The sequence below is a fragment of the Microbulbifer maximicatervae (SeqCode) genome, from assembly GCF_052468295.1.
Window position 1 is genome coordinate 1,894,181 of sequence record NZ_CP174340.1, and the last position, 16,433, is coordinate 1,910,613.

Consider the following 16,433-nt stretch of genomic DNA (forward strand, 5'->3'; position numbering starts at 1 on the left):
TTTAGACCAGGAAAACGCTATGAAACCTTCTCTGTTCCCGCGCGTATTGTTATCCGCGGCGATTATCTCTGCAGCTAGTATGGCGCAGGTATCTTATGCACAAGAAACCGCAGCGGGTATCCGCGGATCTATTACCGGTAGCAATGGGCAAACAATTAGCGATGCCAAGGTAACGGTAGTTCACACCCCCTCTAACAGTCGTCGGGTTGTAGAGGTGAGCGATTCCGGCCAGTTCAACCTAAGTGGCTTACGTGTAGGTGGACCTTACACTGTAACTATAGAGTCAGGCGAAGGTAATCGGGTATTAGAAAATATCTACCTGTCTGTAGGCGATACCCTGCCGCTAACCTTAACTTTAGACAACTCCAACCTGGAAGAAGTGAGCGTAATTGGCCAAGCCATAACCAATTCTCGCTTGGCTGTCGGCCCATCTTCTCACTTTAATAGTGATGATCTGGCGAGCGCACCTTCTGTAAACCGCGATATTAAAGACCTCCTACGCCTCGACCCCCGCGTTTACATTGATGAAGCGAACGTAGACTCCATTCAATGCGGCGGATCAAACCCGCGCTTCAACAGCCTGACTGTTGATGGCGTTCGCATGAACGACAACTTCGGCTTGAACAGCAATGGCTATCCCACTGAGCGTATGCCTTTCTCATACGACGCCATAGACCAGGTAGCCGTAGAGCTTGCACCTTTTGATGTACAGTACGGTGGCTTTAGCGCATGTAATATCAACGCTGTTACCAAGTCCGGTACCAACGAGTGGCACGGCTCTTTCTTCTATGATTACACTGATGACGGCTTCCGTGGTGACTCTCTCGAAGGGGATGATATTCCCAATCCCAGCTTTGATGAGAAACGTTACAACGCCACCCTGGGCGGTGCCATTGTTGAAGACAAGCTGTTTTTCTTTGCTGCCTACGAAAAACTGGAAGGTGTAGCCAACTTCTACCGCGGCCCTGCCGGCAGCGGCGCGGCTACTGAGGTTCTGGGTGTATCCCAAGAGCAACTGGATGAGATTATCCGTATCTCCAACGAAGTATACGACTACAACCCCGGTAGCCTTCCGTCCAGCTTGCCAGAGGAAGACGAGAAACTCCTGGTTAAGTTCGATTGGAATATATCTGACTATCACCGAGCATCGTTCACCTACAACTATAACGATGGATTCTCTATCGCCGAATCTGATAGCGATGACGTCGAATTGGAGCTTTCCAACCACTACTACGAGCGCGGTGCGGAGCTGAATTCTTACGTTGCACAAATGTTCTCTGACTGGAGTGACATTTTTTCTACTGAAATAAAGGTTGGTTACTCTGAACTAGATAATCGCCAGCTGTCACTCGGCGGCACCGACTTCGGTGAAGTGCAAATTTATACTTCTAACGATCACAACGGGGATGGCATTCCCTCTGAAGCAACCGTTTATCTGGGTGCTGACGACTCCCGTCATGCGAACAAGCTCAGCTACGATAACCTAACCTTTAAACTTGCAGGCAAGCTTCTTCTGGGTGAGCACAACCTGACTGCCGGCTACGAGCACGAGAACTTCGATGTATACAACCTGTTTATTCAGGAAGCCGCCGGTGAGTATCGCTTCAGCAGTGTAGAAGACTTCGAAGCGGGCACCCCTAGCCGTATCACCTACGAAAATGCGACCGGCACCAATAATATTCTGGATGCTGCTGCAGAGTTCGCCTACGACATTGATACTTTATATATTCAAGACGAATACACTTTTGCAGACGTGGACCTGACCGTTGTAGCTGGCTTGCGCTATGACCGCTATAGCAGTGATGATAAGCCGGTGGAAAATTCTGATATTACTGCAGCCTACGGCTTCTCTAACCAGCACACCATGGACGGCCTGGACCTGTTGCAACCGCGCTTGGGTCTAAGCTGGAACGTCGATGACAGCCTAGAGGTTCACGGTGGTGTCGGACTCTACTCCGGTGGCAACCCCAACGTTTGGATTTCCAACAATTATTCCAATAATGGCGTATTACAGGTCGAGGCTCAGGATAGATCTGGCACCTCCCTGTTTGATATGGATTGGACTGGCAGCGGCAATCCTATCTACGATATCCCCCAGTCCCTCTACGATCAGGTTGCCAGCGGTGATGGTTACCCGGGCGGCGTAAACCTGATGGACCCGGATTTCGAAATCCCATCTGTCTGGAAGTATGCAATTGGTGCTAGCTATGAATTTGAATCTGGCTACTTACTGTCTGCCGATTACCTGTACAGTGACTACCAGGATGCCGCCATTGTTCAAGATATCTCGCTTGAACAGGCTGGCACCACCGTAGATGGTCGCGCAATTTATGACAGCTCCAATGACCGTAGCGGAGACTTTATGCTTACCAACGTGGATGGGGACTCTGGTTTCTCCAGCGTGCTCTCCCTTGGCCTGAGCAAATCTTTCGACTTTGGACTGAATGTGGCAGTTGGTTATGCTTTCACCGAAGCTGAAGACGTCAATCCGATGACCAGCTCTGTGGCCTACTCCAACTACACCACTATCGCGACTACTGACGCCGAGAACCCAGGTACGGCCACTTCCAACTATGTAGTACCGCACCGCTTTACTCTCAAGCTCGATTACGCCCAAGAGTTTTTTGCAGGTTACGAAACGCGCTTCACCCTGTTCGGTAGCGCTAACGAAGGCTTGCCCTATAGCTATACATTTAAGGGGAACAACCTGTCAGGTGTTGTTGGTCGCGATAACGCGCTTCTATACGTACCTACTGGAACAGATGACGCCAATGTAGTATTTGCGGATGGCTTTAGTGCAGAAGAGTTCTTTGCATGGGTTGAATCAGAAGATCTGGACAGCGGCACCATGGAACGCAACTCTCTGAATAGCGACTGGTGGACCAAGTTCGACTTGCGTATTGATCAGGAGCTGCCAGGTTGGCGCGCTGAAGATCGCGTAAATGCATACTTTGTTATCGAGAACCTGGGCAACCTGCTAAATGATGAGTGGGGCGTAATGTATCAGACCGACTTCCCACGCTATCAAGCCGCAGTAACAGCCAGTGTTGATGATCAGGGTCGCTACGTTTTTGAAGATTTTCATGAGACTTCGGGGCAAACCCGAGTTAATGAAGCATCACTTTGGAGCGCCCGTATGGGTATCCGTTACGAGTTCTAATCCCACCTTTCCCCGCAAGGCCGCAGTGTTTACTGCGGCCTTTTTTGTTTCGTCTTTCCAGAAACCGGTTCTCTACCTTCAATAGCTGCCGAGATAATTACTTTTCTGGAGCTAAACTTCTTCACCTCAAAAGCAGTAAGGCGTAAAGGTTGAGCGATTGGAATTAAAAAAGCCGCATTTACTTACAGCTTTTTACTCAGCATTAAGGCAAGCTCTGTAAGCTAAGCACTACCCAGCCAACGCGCCAAGGTTTCCCGAAGAAGATCCTTGCTCAGAGGCTTAGTCAGAAAATCATCCATACCTGCTGCCAGGCAACGGCCCTCAAATTGCTCTTCAGTAGTACTGGTTACAGCAACAATAGGCAGGCGATCATCCGGGCGGTGCTCAGACTCCCAGCGACGCAGTATCTCGATAATCTGCGCACTATGATCCGTATTTTGCTGGCAGTCCACTAACACCAAATCATAATGACCTTCAGACAAGCGAACTAAAGCATCATCCGCATCTACCGCTATATCTACCTGGTAACCTAGGGCCTGAAGCATTTCCTCAGTCACCCATTGATGAGGCCTAGACTCCTCGACCAAGAGCAATGAGTAGTGGCGCGGCTGATCCGCCCCACCGGTAACCACTCTTCGACAGCTTCTTTTCGCACCGCCAAACAGTAATCCCACTAACGCATCGTGCAGTTCTTTACGGGTCACCGGTCGACTCAGATACTGTGCCGATGGTAAGAGTTGCTGCAAATGAGTGAACTCACTTTTCTGGCCAAAGCCGCCCAGGCATACCAGGCGACTCTCTTTATCTTTTGCCCCTTGGGACTCTTCAAAGAAAGGCGTAATGGAGTCGAAAAGAGTCGAATCCCCCATTGCCGGTGCCATCATTACCAATTGGTTGCGCTCTACCGCTTGGCGCAGCAACTGCTGGACTTCGCACTCGCAACCTTCGCACCAGCGGATGGACTTTACATCCATCCCAAAAGAACGCAGCACCTGCACCAGACCTGAAATAAACAGGCCCTTCTGGTGAATTAACAGGACTTCAATATCCTGTAATTTCCTATCCGGTGTGAGGTAGGTTCGCTGGTTTGGCTCGGTGGAATACTTGATCACCACCTGATAGCGGTTGCCATCTGGGGTTGAATGCAGTTGAAGGTAACCGCCCATTGCTTCGGCTAGGCCTTTAGCAATCGAAAGTCCGAGGCCTGTAGTTACCTGGGTGGTATCCATACGGGAGAAGGCACCGAAAAGTTCGCTCTCGTCCGGCAATATCTCACCGCGCCCATCATCCATCAAAGTGATCGAGAGCTGCCCTTCTACCGTGGTGATCGGGTTATAAGATACCTCACCCCACAGCTCGCCTCTTTGGGCAATGCCAGTAGCGGAGTCCACCAGATTGCGAATCAGCTGGGCCGTTTTGCGATTATCCCCTGTCACCATCACCGGGAGATTGTCATCAATCTGGAAGTTAAATTCTAACTCCTGACTGTGGGCAGCTCTCGCTGCAAACTTGAATGATTTTTCTACAGTCTTAACTAGGTTAAACGGGCCCTGGCGCAACCGAATATCTTTGCGAGCCACCCGGGTAAACAAGCCCACATTATCAACCAGTTTGAGTTGCTGGCTACTGGCAACCTTGGCCAGCTCTACCCATTCGCGCTGACGGTCACTCAATGGCTCAGCTTCGAGCAGCGCTAAGGCACCAAGGGAATCAGACAGCTGACTGCGGAATTCCTGTCCGATATTAACTATGAACTCATTGGTCAGTTCAACTGCAGCTTCAGAGTGTTTGCGGGCTGCAGCCAAGCTACTCGCTCTCTGTTGCAGCTCCTGCATCGCAGACAGACGCTCCCAATAGTTCTCCGATTCGCGACGGCCCTGGTGGGCGGTCAGCCAAATAAAAGCGAGGGTGAGAGTCCCGTAGATGGTCCCAAGGATCATGCCCGAGAACAGTGCCATTAGCGCTGCTGGCAGTAGTGAGGTTGCGGTGAACCAAGTCAGGAAACGATGGTAGGGAGAAAATACGGTGGTGACACTGGAGCAAAAGATTACCGAATAGATCCACAGGAAGTGGGTCTCAGGCGCAAACCCCATTAAATAGACAAAGTAAAATAAGGTAATGCCCCACCAGGCTGAGCCGATAATCGAGAACAGGAAGTAACGATTGCGCCAACGATTTGGTCCCGAGCCATACAGGTGGTCGAAGCGAAAAACGTAGTATCCCCTGATCAGGGTTAGTACTACCAGGCCGATTCCCATTGTTAATAACAGGCGCGGAGCTTCTAGGCGCATGTCGCCAATAGAGGCTGCGATCAGAAATGCAAAAAGGGAGAGCACCATGCCGCGCCGGGTATATTTGGCGATACGCATATCAGTTGCGCGGCAAATACGTCTGTCTTTTTGAACCTTGAGTTCAGGGCGATCAAATATAGACATTGCGACCTTCCCTGAGAGACTGGGTATCCGGTGCCATTGAAGCTCCCTAGCCTATCCCGAGTACTTCAACCAAAACGGTCTTTATTAGAAATCCCAGCAATCCAAGCCCCAGAGCGAGGAACAGAATAAATGTTCCAAATCTACCAGCCTTGGAGTCTTTTGCCAGGTTCCAAACAATAAACACCATAAATAGAATTAGTGCACCGATTCCCAACCACAGGGAATACTCTTCAAACTGCTCAAATGTCATGCGTGCATTCGCTTAAAAAATTGGCGCGCATTGTACAGTGCTTGAGGGCAACTGGTAAGTCATTGGCAAAATCTAGTCGACCATCGTACCATTTAGTCAAACTATAAATTCAAGCACCTTGATAGTAGTCGCCATCCTCTGAAGCGTGAGTGCCGCAACGAAGCCTGCGAACCTCTTTATCCCGGTAGCGGCTGTCATGCCAGCATCTAGGAAGTGGCTCACCAGAGAGGAAGCATAAGTCAGTTTTATCGAAGACTTCTGGGTCCTGAATCTCTTCACCCCACAAATAACGGCCTACCACAGTCAGCTCGTAGGGATTCGAAAGTGTGACGATATCAGCCACTTCTACCAAATGCTTGGTGGATATGTCTTTAAAAAGCATAGTGGCACCTTTTTCCTCATTACTAATCCAGTATAGGGCTAAAGATGACATTTCCGCCTAAAACCGCCCTCCTTCTGTGAGGGTGCACACGATTGGGAGCGCCGATGACAGAGTGCGCTAAAGAGGTGGTTACCGGGGAGAAGCAGGCTCGAGTTCTATATTCGAGCCTGTCAGTAGGGAGGTTACTAGCCTTCGATCGTCAATCGAGCGGAGACCATACCTTCATCCGCAAGGGCATCCAGATTAATCGTGCGAACAGCCATTTTCTCCTGCATTAGGCGATTCAACCAGGGTTGCAAATCCTGATAACGGACTTCTTCAATCCACAATCGGATGCGGTTTTCACCCTCAGGCTCAAAGCGCTTAATCACAATCTGGTTTTGTTTGGCCGCACCAGTAACGCGCTGCAGAAGAGTTCCTGAAGCACCACCAGCACCACCACCTGCGGGCTTTATTCGCTCCAGCGTTGGGCGCTGGCCCTCCATCCAGTTAACCAGCTCACGATTTTCTTCCGCTCGCAAGCGGGACTCATCAAAGAAGCCCTTTGCCGGAGAATACAGGCCATAAACAATAAAAATTACGGCTCCGAATATACTCAGCAGACCCAAGGCTCTCTGGTCATTGGGCGGAAGTGCCTGCCATTTTTGGCGCCACTGTTCGATCTGTTCTTTCATTATATTGCTACCACCAATCTCTTCTTACGCCTGGCTGCTTTATATAAACCGCTGGCTCTAACGTAAGCGAATACGGCCTGAAACGCCTTTTTTCAACTCGTTCGCACCTAACAAGTCCGCCTTGATCCCACCGCCAGATAGCTTGCTGACAAATGCATCGAGATCAGACAGGTTTTCTGCCTGAAGCTGCAACACCATTTCTCCACGCTGGCCATCAAAACGAAGGGACTGCAATTTTAATGCGCCCCCTTTGTGAGCAATCCAGACTTTACTCAACTGCTGCATCTGGGTAGAGAAAGCACCCCCTTGATTACCCGCGCCTTTCAGGAAACCTTCAAGCTGTCGGCGCATCTGGGCAGACGGTCGAGTATTCGGGAACAATTCCGTAAACATCGCCCGGGCCTGGTCTTCAGCCTGATTGCCCTTCCACTGATAAAAAGCACCGGCACCGACAAAAAACAGTAGCTGGATAACAAAACAAGCGGCAGCAACTTTAGCCGGGCGCATCCACCAAACCGCAGCGCTTTTATTACTCGATAACTGGTAATCTCCAGTTAGCAAGTTTGTTAGCAGTCCCAACTTGAACCGCTCAATAAAGACTTCTTCCGCTGAGCGCTGGTTCAGCTGTAAGCCATTGCCAAACTGGGATTCCAACTCAGCAATCAGCAGCCCATCCTGCTCACCAGCCCCCAACAGTACTACCTGTTTGTTATCGATCGGCTCGCCGCTTTCTGAATCGTCTTCGCCTTCGGATTCATCACCTTCATCAACTAATAGCGAACCGAGAAGAGGTTGTAAAAAATCGCGATTAACAGTTAGACCCTGCCCGGCACCTTTCCAGATATGCGCTTGGCCGCCATCCAGCCACAGGCGAATGTCACCTTCGATCAAGCTAAGTAATTCATACTCCGGCACTACAGCAGCCAGCGGCCACTGGAGCCGCTCCAACTGGGAGTGAAGCGCTTCTATTTTTTCAACATCAATGGCGTATACGCTGCAGAGATCACCGGTGCGGGGTCTGCAGGCAAAGTGTAAGTCCTCGACATCCTGGGCCAAATGCTCCTCAACCATGTAACCAATGGCACTTGCCTGGCGACGAGCTGCCTTAGGTATAGTTTCGAGGCCGCTCCATACCCAGTTACCAGGCACCATCAGTAGCGCTTTGGCTCCCTCAGGAAGGTTGAGCTGAGGGAATTCAGGCTGCTCTTCGACAGCTTCAAATTCGGGATTAAATGCCTGAGCAAATTCTGAATCCAGGGCTACTTGTTGCCAATTACCCTCTTGCCACTGATGCAGGCGCAGAGTCAGGTCAGCAGTTTCGCTCAGCCGCAGCAGAACCAGAGACGACTGAGGAGGCGCTGTAGGGGCTTCAATCTCGTTAATGCTTTTCTTTTTAAACATACAATTTCTAACTATTCGCTCTCTTCAGTGCTTTCGTACTCGAGCAACTCCTGCATCATTTGACCAGAAAAGGCCCGGCGCTGGCGCTGACGCACCCGAACCTTGCCATCTGTACTGTTCCGAACCAGGGCGGACTCCCAATACTGCCTGTATTCGCCATCGCTTCCGAGTTGGACAGCAATTCGCGCCAGAAAGTGCTGGCTTTGAAAAGTAAAAGGCCCCGAGTTAGCGATTTCATAATCTGCATATTCACTCGAGTCACTGATATAACCACCCGACTCGCGAAGTTGCACCAACTTGGAAACACTTGCGGAAGGCTCAATCGCCTCGATTAACTCCTCAGAAGCCGTGTTGATATTCACCAGGGTTCCTGTCTCCGGGAGGGCACAAAGGAAAGGCACAAGTTTCTCCCAGTCCTCTAATTCCATATCTACTACCGATGACAACTCAGTAATATCAGTGATCATCATGTCCGGTGTTCTGTGGGCAAGTTCCCTTCCCAGGTAGCCGTCATCCTCTGTCCCCGAGGTTCGCGGGGTATCGCCATCGTCCACCCAATCTGCAATTGACTTGGCCAGGTCAGACTTGCCGGTAACATTATTCACCAGGCGCTGGAAGATCTCGAATTGATCACTATCGCTGCTATCAGACAAATTATTCACGTTAAAACATGAATGTAAGTCTTTGATATTCATGCGAATTTTGCCATTGTCAGGATTGAACTGCAGAACGGGGAATGCCCAGGCCTCCAAGGCATGGTCTGCGGTTTCCTCCTCTTCCTGGTCTTCCTCGAAATCCTCCAACAGCGCTACCCGTGTCCAGGCCTCAGCCGCTTCAACAAACTCTGCCAACTGTGTGTTGGCCAACAGTGCACCGCTGCGGGAAATCGCAATCTGATCGCGCAAGATAGCGTGGGATACCGCCGCGATGGCAATCACCATCACCAGCAGTACAACAATCAGAGCCACCCCTTTTTGACGAGCCAGCGACCTCGGCATTTTTCTACCTTTCATCGCCTAACGCCCGTCATCATCATCGTCGTCAGCAGAGGAACTGTCTTCCGCTGCCAGTATCTGGAAGACACGACGGACCTCCCCGTACTGCCGGGTGACAATAACAAATTCAATAGCTTGCGGAAGCCGTATATCCGCTTCTGTTTGGGAACCGTCCGAACTGATCGGTGGCCACTGGGCAACCCAGGCATCAGTGTCTGGGTCCAGGTATTGAAGGCTTAAACTTTCGACTCCCATTAGCAGAGGCTCGGCGATGGGCGCAGAATCGGGAGACCGATCCAAGACCTGCCAGCGACTGCGCAGTAATAACCCACCTATATCGTCCTCGCCCTCCCGGCCAGTGCCGGTGGTCAGGGAGTCGATCTCAAGATCCTCGGCGTATCCGATGCTATAACTCAAACGCAATAGCTCGCCCCGAGGTTCCCCGGTGAGATTTGCCGCACCAAGGCGCGTAAATTCCAACTCGTCTTCATCACCACGTAACGCATGCTCATAACCGCTGTAGGCATTCTTAACAGCGCGGGCAGTTACCTGGCGAAAATCATTGTCAATACGGTACATCGCCATAGAAAAGCGACGTAGCTGCTCGGCCCTCTGGTCCACCATCTCTTCGGTGTCAAAAAAGAGTCCCAACAGTGAAAAGGAACCGACACTGATAATGGCGACAAGAACTAAAACTATGAGGACTTCAATGAGGGTAAAGCCCGACTGGCTGGGAAGGCGCAAAGACATATCAGTTACTCCTCCGCAGCCCAAGCATCCAGGGTCAGAGTTGGGTACTCAGCATCCAGGTGGCCTACTTCAATAATGATATGGCGCAAGCGCTCATTACTGGTCGCCTCCACTCGGGCACTAACCTCCCACTCCCTTTGCCCCAGGACCACCTGATCTGTTTGTTCCCCTAAAGGAGGCCAAGGAGTTTGCACACGGACTTGGGAGAGCACTTGTTGTGCAACCCAGTTTGCCGAGAGGCGATCCTCCATCACCCGCTGCTGGCCAACACTGCGCTGCATTGCCTTCAAAACACTGGCGGCAATAACCCCAAAAATAACCAGGGCTATCAAGACTTCTACCAATGTAAAACCGCGCTGGGCTCTCTTAAAATTCATCGGCCTGCCACTCTAGCTGCAATCCGTTCAGGCTGGTGTAAGAAATAGTCGCACCTCGAACGTCGTCGCCATTCTCAACAAGGTACATGGCAACTTCCACGGGAAGTACCTCTCCACTGGAGAGAGCAACAAATTGCGGAACGACTCGATCTTCATTGGTCTCTTCTGCAAATTCCGTGGATTCTGTCGACGGCAGCTCCGCCTCAGTTATCACTTCAAGGCGAACGATTTCCGGCAATTCATGGGTGGCAAAACGTGCAGCACGCCTCCCCGACGCAACCGAATCTATCGGCAACCAGGTCATTGTTTCTTGCTCAAAATGCACCACGCTATAAGTGCCCTGCTCAAAAACAACGCCGTAATGCATTTTGTCAATCAGGGCTCGATCCGCAACCAACTGCAAAAGGGCCGACAAGCGCTGGGCTTCTTTTTGCCACACGCGCCCGCCGGAATTCCCCATCGATAGAGTCGCCATGCCCGCCAGAGAGGCGATGATGACAATCACTACCAACAGTTCGATCAGCGTAAAGCCACGGCTTCGACCGATGCTATACATCAAGTGCAAATTTCAGGTGTTACAGGTCAGTAACGTAGATATCAGCAGCTTCGCCCTCACCGCCCGCTTTGCCATCGGCACCGAGGGTGAATAGGTCGTAGGCACCGGCACTGCCTGGACTGATGTACTGATATTCATAGCCCCAGGGATCTTTTGGCGCTTTCTTCAGGTAGGGCTCAGTCCAGTTCTTCGCTTCGGGGAAGCCGGATGGGCGGGATACCAGTGCCATCAGGCCCTGATCAGAGCTGGGGTAGACAAAGTTATCCATGCGGTAAAGGTCTAGTGCAGTCTCGATAGCTTTCAGGTCAACCCTGGCCGCTTTCATTCGAGCTTCGCCGGTCTTGCCAAGAACATTAGGTACAACCAGTGCACCGAGCACCCCGAGAATTACGATCACCACCATAATTTCAATCAGGGTAAAGCCACCACTTTTACGTAGGGTTTTCATTTTTCTCTCCTAGTTCACTCTAACTCTGGGAACCCCAAGGGTCACGATACCCTTCGTGACCCCAATTATTTAAAAGTCACCAAATCAGTAAATTACACGATTCCCCAGCCTAAAGCAGCAACATGCCCAGCAAAACTGCCGCTCCCAGCCCAACAAGAATCTTTGACGCCTCTAGCAGTGTAAAGCCGGCGCTGTTGCGCAAGGATTTCATACCAACCTCCTGAAGCAGCTACGCAATTTCTCTTTGACCTACATCTAATTTGAGCATTAAACAACCAATTCGTTCATGCTCAGAATTGGCATCATAATCGCCATAACGATGAACAACACGATGGCAGCCATTATCAGCAGCATCAGAGGTTCAAAGATGCTCACAAAGGCAGTTACCGCACCCTGCAAATCCTGCTCTTGCGAATCCGCCGCACGCTGAAGCATTTCATCGAGAGTGCCCGAAGATTCACCACTTGCGATCATATAGATCATCATCGGTGGGAAATAGCCTACATCTTCCAGGGCTTTACGAAGGCTCCCGCCCTCGCGCACGCTCTTTTGAGCCGCATCGAGTCGGTCTTTAAGGAAGGTATTGGTCATTACTCCACCGGCGATACCCATGGCTTGAACCAGCGGCACACTGCTGCCCGTAAGAATCGCCAGGGTCCCTACATAGCGAGCGCTCTGTGTCCCTCGCATCATCCAGCCAATAATTGGCAGCTCCAGCAAACGGTGGTGGAAACGATACCGAATTGCCGGGCGCCGCAGCATCATCACAGCGCCAAAAATGAGCGCCCCAAGTGCCGGCGGCACCAGCCAGCCCCAGGCAGAAATAAAATCGCTCATGGAGACCAGGATGCGGGTAGCCAGCGGCAAAACTTGCCCGGTGCCGGTAAATACCTCGATAACATCAGGTACCACGTACACCATCAAACCGGTTACAACCAATACACAGATAAATACCAAAACAACTGGGTAGATCAGAGCCAGCTGCACCTTCTGCCGAAATTGCTGCTGCCCTTCCGTATAGTCACCAAGGCGATCCAGCACCGCATCCAAATGACCAGAGTGCTCCCCTGCTTCAACCGTAGCGCGATAGAGTTTGGGGAATGCCCGTGGAAAACTGCTCAGGGCCAAGGCGAAACTGTGCCCTTCAAGAATTTTGCCCCGAACAGCCAATACCACGCGTTTGATTTTTTGGTTGCGAGTCTGGTTGGCAATGGCCCCAAGGGTTTCTTCCAGAGGAATACCCGCTCGAAGCAAGGTGGACATCTGCCGAGTTAGCAGGGCCAGGTTTTTAACACTCAGCCCAGGGCTACCAGATAGAAAGCTGGCGCCGCCCTTCTCTTCTTTTTCGGTAGCTGCACTGACTTCCAGGGGCACCATGCCTTTCGCGCGCAGTTGCTGCCGCGCAGCGCGCGCGCTATCCGCCTCGAGCGTACCGCGACTCTTGCGGCCGGATGCTGCCAGCGCTGTATACTCAAAAGCTGCCACAATCAGGACTCCTGCGTAACTCGTAGTACTTCCTCAAGGGAGGTCCTACCCGCTAGTACTTTCTCTACGCCATCGTCGCGGATGCTGGGGCCAAGCTTGCGTGCTTCCGCAACCAACTTGCTCTCTGAAGCGCGATCGTGGATCAATTGGCGCATCACTTCGTTGAGCGGCACCAATTCATAGATACCGATACGACCGACATAGCCACTGTGATTACACTCTTCACAGCCATTAGGTCGATAGATGATGGCTTCCTCATCAGGCCCGACGCCCAAAACCTCACGCTCGCTGCTGTCAGCCACATGAGGTTGCTTGCATTCAGGACACAGAACTCGCACCAGGCGCTGGGCAAGAACACCAATCACGCTGGACGACAGCAGGAAGGGTTCAATTCCCATGTCCACCAGACGGGTTACCGAACCCAAAGCGGTGTTGGTGTGCAGGGTTGAAAGTACCAAGTGTCCGGTCAAACTCGCCTGGATTGCAATCTGCATAGTCTCCAGATCTCGAATCTCACCAACCATCACTACATCCGGGTCCTGACGCAGGATCGCGCGAAGTCCCCGGGCGAAAGTCATATCGGCTTTGGTATTAACCTGAGTCTGTCCAACCCCTTCCAGGTTGTATTCCACCGGGTCCTCGACCGTCAGAATATTCTTCTCACGGTTATTGATACTACCGAGGCCAGCATACAAGGTGGTGGTTTTACCGGAGCCCGTTGGTCCGGTCACCAGGATAATGCCGTGGGGATGTCCCAACAGGTCTGTCATCACGCGCAAGTCGCGATCAGCCATCCCCAGCTTACTCAGGTCCATTTTGCCCGCTTGCTTATCCAGCAAACGCATTACCACCCGCTCACCCGCCGATGACGGCATGGTAGAGACACGTACATCTACCTCTCGGCCAGCCATCAAAAGGGAGATCCGGCCATCTTGAGGCACGCGTTTCTCGGCGATATCCAGTTTTGCCATTACTTTAATACGGGATACCAGCAATGGAGCCAGAGCGCGCCGGGGTTGCAGTACTTCACGAAGTACACCATCGACCCGGAAGCGCACGACGAGGCGCTTCTCAAAAGTTTCAATATGAATATCCGAGGCGCCCTGCTTGAGCGATTCGGCAAAAATTGCGTTGATCAATTTGACGATAGGTGCATCGTCTTCCTGTTCCAACAAGTCCTCAGTCTCAGGCAGCGAATCGGCGACCGCTGCAAGATCCAGGTCTTCACCCAGGCCTTCGACTTCGGAGAGGTTGCCACCCTCCCTGTTTTCATACAGGCGCTGCAAAGCACCCTGGAAAACATCTTCCTCTACAGCCTCCAAAGATACAGCCGCACCACTGATGCGCTGTACTTCGGCAACCGCTGATGGGCTCAGCGGCGCCACATATTGGCAGAGGGGTTTGCCTTCCTGCTCGGTTAACAGAACCTTGTGACGCTTTGCGAAAGCGTAAGGAAGGCGGCGAATTGTTGGAGTCCCTGTTCCTGTTTCAGCCGTCATTTAGCTTCTTCTACCTCCAACACCTCAACCTCAACATCCACATCTTCTTCGACTGATTCAATGGCAGCACCATCTATAGAACCATCTACTGGCGCAGGGCTCTCGTTGTAGGTGCCTGTTGGCGGCATCAGGTCAGGTAGTACATCACCGCGGTGCCAATCCCAGATCAGGCTGGTGCGGTCTTTCAGGAATATTTGCTTCTGCTGCATATCCATGTAGCGCTTGCGCGTCTCCTCATAGCCAGCAACCTGACTACTGAGGATTCTGGGACGCAAGAACACCATCAGATTAGTTTTGCTAACACTCTTCTCAGTGTTTCTGAACAAGCGACCAATTCCGGGAATATCACCGAGGAGAGGCACTTTGGACACGGTTTCATTAACCTGATCTTCCATCAAACCACCCAGTACCAGTATGGCGCCATCATCGATCAATACTTTTGTGCGGATCTCACGCTTGCTGGTAACGATGTCGGATGCACCTTCCGCTGCAGCCGTAGCTGAAGACAAAACGTTTTCAACCTTTTGCTCGATCTCAAGAGTTACCGAGTTGTTGTTATTCACACGGGGAATCACTTTAAGAGTCGTACCCACATCCTCACGCTGGATAGTGGTAAACGGATCATCGTTACTACCAGACAGCAACTGTTCACCGGTAATAAAAGGTACGTTCTGGCCCACCAAAATCTCAGCTTCTTCATTATCCAAAGCCATAATTGTTGGTGTAGAAAGGATATTGGTATTGCTCTCTGACGCTACGGCATTAATCGCAGCACGGATATCACCGCCACTGAGGTAGCCCAGGTGCAATGCGCCAGCTCCCACCAAATCAGTCACAGGAAGTGAAAATGGGTTGGGTTCCCCGTCGGAGTCTGTGCCTAACTGGTTATTCCAACCGGCAACAGCATTACTGCCGGAACCAGCAATCCAACTAATACCCAGTTCGCTACCTGTACCTTCAACTACCTCTACAATAATTGCCTCAATCAAAACCTGCGCTCTGCGCACGTCCAACCTGGCAATAACACCTTTCATAGTTTCAAGGAGAGCGGGAGGAGCAGTTAACACCAGTGCGTTGAGCGACTCGTTAACTTGAATGCTGACTTCGATATTCGCCGCTTGCTGGTCTTTCTCTGTGTTCTGGATGCTACCGCTCATACCCTCGAGGATAGGCTTCAGATCTGCTGCATTGGCATACTGGATATAAACAACTGCGGTATTGCCTTCGCCATCCAGCGGTGCATCGAGACGGCCTATTACCGTCTTAATCTGCTGGCGGGTCACAGGGTCTCCAGTCAGGAGAATACTATTGGAGCGTTCATCAACAGAAATACGCAGCGGTTGCACTTCCTTACCCGCTTTGCCTCCACTCGATTGAAGCAAATCGGTAAGGACTTGCTTTACTTCCTTCGCAGAAGCAAACATCAACGGCACCACTTCAATATCAATAGCGCCGGCGCGGTCAAGTTGCTTCACCAGGCGAATAATCTGGTCAATATTCGCAGCGCGGTCAGCAATAATCAGAGTGTTGGTATCAGCATAAGCAGCCAAGTGCCCAGTTTGCGGAATCAGCGGGCGCAACATAGCAATCAGCTGTGAAGCGGAAATATTCTCAACCCTTACCGTGCGAACAACCAGGGATTCCGCGGGAGCTCGAGTGGTCTCATCGGCGACAGGTATCGCCTGCTGCTTGGCCAGCGCATCGGGAACCACTTTCCAGGTTCCGCCCTGTTCCACCAAACTAAAGCCATTGACTTGAAGCACCGACATAAATACATCAAAGGCTTCATTGTGTGTCATTGGGTCACCGGCAACTACGGTGACCTTACCCTTAACATTCGGGTGGACAATAATATTTTTGCCAGTGAAATCAGCAGCCCAATTGATCAGATCACGAATGTCTGCATTGTCGAGAGAAAGGGTAACCCGCTCCGGGCCCTGAGCCAGCGTTGCAGTACAAACAAAAAAACTCAATCCGACCGCAAGCAGCCGTCGATAAAACATCTTCATCATTATTTATCT

General features: G+C 51.4%; 14 protein-coding genes. 1 reads left to right on the top strand and 13 read right to left on the bottom strand.

Annotation, left to right across the window (positions count from 1 at the left end; genetic code table 11):
- The first annotated feature begins 19 nt into the window (after window positions 1–19).
- Window positions 20–3,160, top strand: a complete 3,141-nt coding sequence (locus ACJJIQ_RS08570) for a TonB-dependent receptor (protein WP_445358410.1) — start codon at window positions 20–22, stop codon at window positions 3,158–3,160.
- Window positions 3,161–3,381: 221 nt separating this feature from the next.
- Here the strand turns inward: ACJJIQ_RS08570 and ACJJIQ_RS08575 are convergent, their stop codons facing one another.
- The 13 genes from ACJJIQ_RS08575 to gspD all read right to left on the bottom strand — a co-directional run bounded on the left by ACJJIQ_RS08575 (window position 3,382) and on the right by gspD (window position 16,424).
- On the bottom strand, window positions 3,382–5,595 hold the full coding sequence (locus tag ACJJIQ_RS08575; protein ID WP_444897210.1) for a hybrid sensor histidine kinase/response regulator: 2,214 nt from the start codon (window positions 5,593–5,595) through the stop codon (window positions 3,382–3,384).
- Between the two features lie 46 nt (window positions 5,596–5,641).
- Window positions 5,642–5,845, bottom strand: a complete 204-nt coding sequence (locus ACJJIQ_RS08580) for a DUF2788 domain-containing protein (protein ID WP_282932717.1) — start codon at window positions 5,843–5,845, stop codon at window positions 5,642–5,644.
- 109 nt (window positions 5,846–5,954) lie between these two features.
- Window positions 5,955–6,227: an acetyltransferase gene (locus ACJJIQ_RS08585; RefSeq protein WP_282932716.1), complete on the bottom strand. Its 273-nt coding sequence runs from the start codon at window positions 6,225–6,227 to the stop codon at window positions 5,955–5,957.
- Window positions 6,228–6,412: 185 nt separating this feature from the next.
- Window positions 6,413–6,901: a type II secretion system protein M gene (locus ACJJIQ_RS08590; protein ID WP_413665700.1), complete on the bottom strand. Its 489-nt coding sequence runs from the start codon at window positions 6,899–6,901 to the stop codon at window positions 6,413–6,415.
- Window positions 6,902–6,958: 57 nt separating this feature from the next.
- Window positions 6,959–8,302, bottom strand: coding sequence for a type II secretion system protein GspL (gspL, locus tag ACJJIQ_RS08595; RefSeq protein WP_445364345.1), 1,344 nt, complete (start codon window positions 8,300–8,302; stop codon window positions 6,959–6,961).
- 11 nt (window positions 8,303–8,313) lie between these two features.
- Window positions 8,314–9,315 (bottom strand): type II secretion system minor pseudopilin GspK, encoded by a 1,002-nt coding sequence (gspK, locus tag ACJJIQ_RS08600; protein WP_444927724.1) that lies wholly within the window; start codon window positions 9,313–9,315, stop codon window positions 8,314–8,316.
- A 3-nt stretch (window positions 9,316–9,318) separates the two neighbouring features.
- Window positions 9,319–10,047 carry a type II secretion system protein GspJ gene (locus tag ACJJIQ_RS08605; RefSeq protein WP_445361941.1) on the bottom strand — a complete coding sequence of 243 codons (729 nt, stop codon included), beginning with the start codon at window positions 10,045–10,047 and terminating at the stop codon, window positions 9,319–9,321.
- 5 nt (window positions 10,048–10,052) lie between these two features.
- Window positions 10,053–10,424 (bottom strand): type II secretion system minor pseudopilin GspI, encoded by a 372-nt coding sequence (gene gspI / locus ACJJIQ_RS08610; protein ID WP_444897205.1) that lies wholly within the window; start codon window positions 10,422–10,424, stop codon window positions 10,053–10,055.
- Entirely contained in the window at window positions 10,414–10,980 is a 567-nt protein-coding gene (gene gspH / locus ACJJIQ_RS08615; RefSeq protein ID WP_413665863.1) for a type II secretion system minor pseudopilin GspH, read from the bottom strand. Before gspH ends, gspI begins: the two co-directional genes overlap by 11 nt.
- 19 nt (window positions 10,981–10,999) lie before the next feature.
- Complete coding sequence (gspG, locus tag ACJJIQ_RS08620) at window positions 11,000–11,428, bottom strand: type II secretion system major pseudopilin GspG (protein WP_282932708.1); 429 nt, start codon at window positions 11,426–11,428, stop codon at window positions 11,000–11,002.
- A gap of 267 nt (window positions 11,429–11,695) precedes the next feature.
- Window positions 11,696–12,913: a type II secretion system inner membrane protein GspF gene (gene gspF / locus ACJJIQ_RS08625; protein ID WP_413665695.1), complete on the bottom strand. Its 1,218-nt coding sequence runs from the start codon at window positions 12,911–12,913 to the stop codon at window positions 11,696–11,698.
- Between the two features lie 2 nt (window positions 12,914–12,915).
- Window positions 12,916–14,412 (bottom strand): type II secretion system ATPase GspE, encoded by a 1,497-nt coding sequence (gspE, locus tag ACJJIQ_RS08630; RefSeq protein ID WP_444905344.1) that lies wholly within the window; start codon window positions 14,410–14,412, stop codon window positions 12,916–12,918.
- The gene (gene gspD / locus ACJJIQ_RS08635) at window positions 14,409–16,424 is read right to left on the bottom strand and encodes a type II secretion system secretin GspD (protein WP_413665693.1); all 2,016 of its coding nucleotides are present in this window, start codon (window positions 16,422–16,424) and stop codon (window positions 14,409–14,411) included. The genes gspE and gspD overlap by 4 nt, the downstream gene beginning before the upstream one ends.
- Window positions 16,425–16,433 lie beyond the last annotated feature (9 nt).

Excerpts from the sequence above, each read along its gene's own strand:
- gspE (WP_444905344.1), bottom strand. The coding sequence starts at position 14,412 with ATGACGGCTGAAACAGGAACAGGGACTCCAACAATTCGCCGCCTTCCT.
- ACJJIQ_RS08580 (WP_282932717.1), bottom strand. The coding sequence starts at position 5,845 with ATGACATTTGAGCAGTTTGAAGAGTATTCCCTGTGGTTGGGAATCGGT.
- gspK (WP_444927724.1), bottom strand. The coding sequence starts at position 9,315 with ATGAAAGGTAGAAAAATGCCGAGGTCGCTGGCTCGTCAAAAAGGGGTG.
- gspD (WP_413665693.1), bottom strand. The coding sequence starts at position 16,424 with ATGATGAAGATGTTTTATCGACGGCTGCTTGCGGTCGGATTGAGTTTT.
- gspH (WP_413665863.1), bottom strand. The coding sequence starts at position 10,980 with ATGTATAGCATCGGTCGAAGCCGTGGCTTTACGCTGATCGAACTGTTG.
- ACJJIQ_RS08575 (WP_444897210.1), bottom strand. The coding sequence starts at position 5,595 with ATGTCTATATTTGATCGCCCTGAACTCAAGGTTCAAAAAGACAGACGT.
- gspL (WP_445364345.1), bottom strand. The coding sequence starts at position 8,302 with ATGTTTAAAAAGAAAAGCATTAACGAGATTGAAGCCCCTACAGCGCCT.
- ACJJIQ_RS08570 (WP_445358410.1), top strand. The coding sequence starts at position 20 with ATGAAACCTTCTCTGTTCCCGCGCGTATTGTTATCCGCGGCGATTATC.
- gspI (WP_444897205.1), bottom strand. The coding sequence starts at position 10,424 with ATGAATTTTAAGAGAGCCCAGCGCGGTTTTACATTGGTAGAAGTCTTG.
- ACJJIQ_RS08585 (WP_282932716.1), bottom strand. The coding sequence starts at position 6,227 with ATGCTTTTTAAAGACATATCCACCAAGCATTTGGTAGAAGTGGCTGAT.
- ACJJIQ_RS08590 (WP_413665700.1), bottom strand. The coding sequence starts at position 6,901 with ATGAAAGAACAGATCGAACAGTGGCGCCAAAAATGGCAGGCACTTCCG.
- gspG (WP_282932708.1), bottom strand. The coding sequence starts at position 11,428 with ATGAAAACCCTACGTAAAAGTGGTGGCTTTACCCTGATTGAAATTATG.
- ACJJIQ_RS08605 (WP_445361941.1), bottom strand. The coding sequence starts at position 10,047 with ATGTCTTTGCGCCTTCCCAGCCAGTCGGGCTTTACCCTCATTGAAGTC.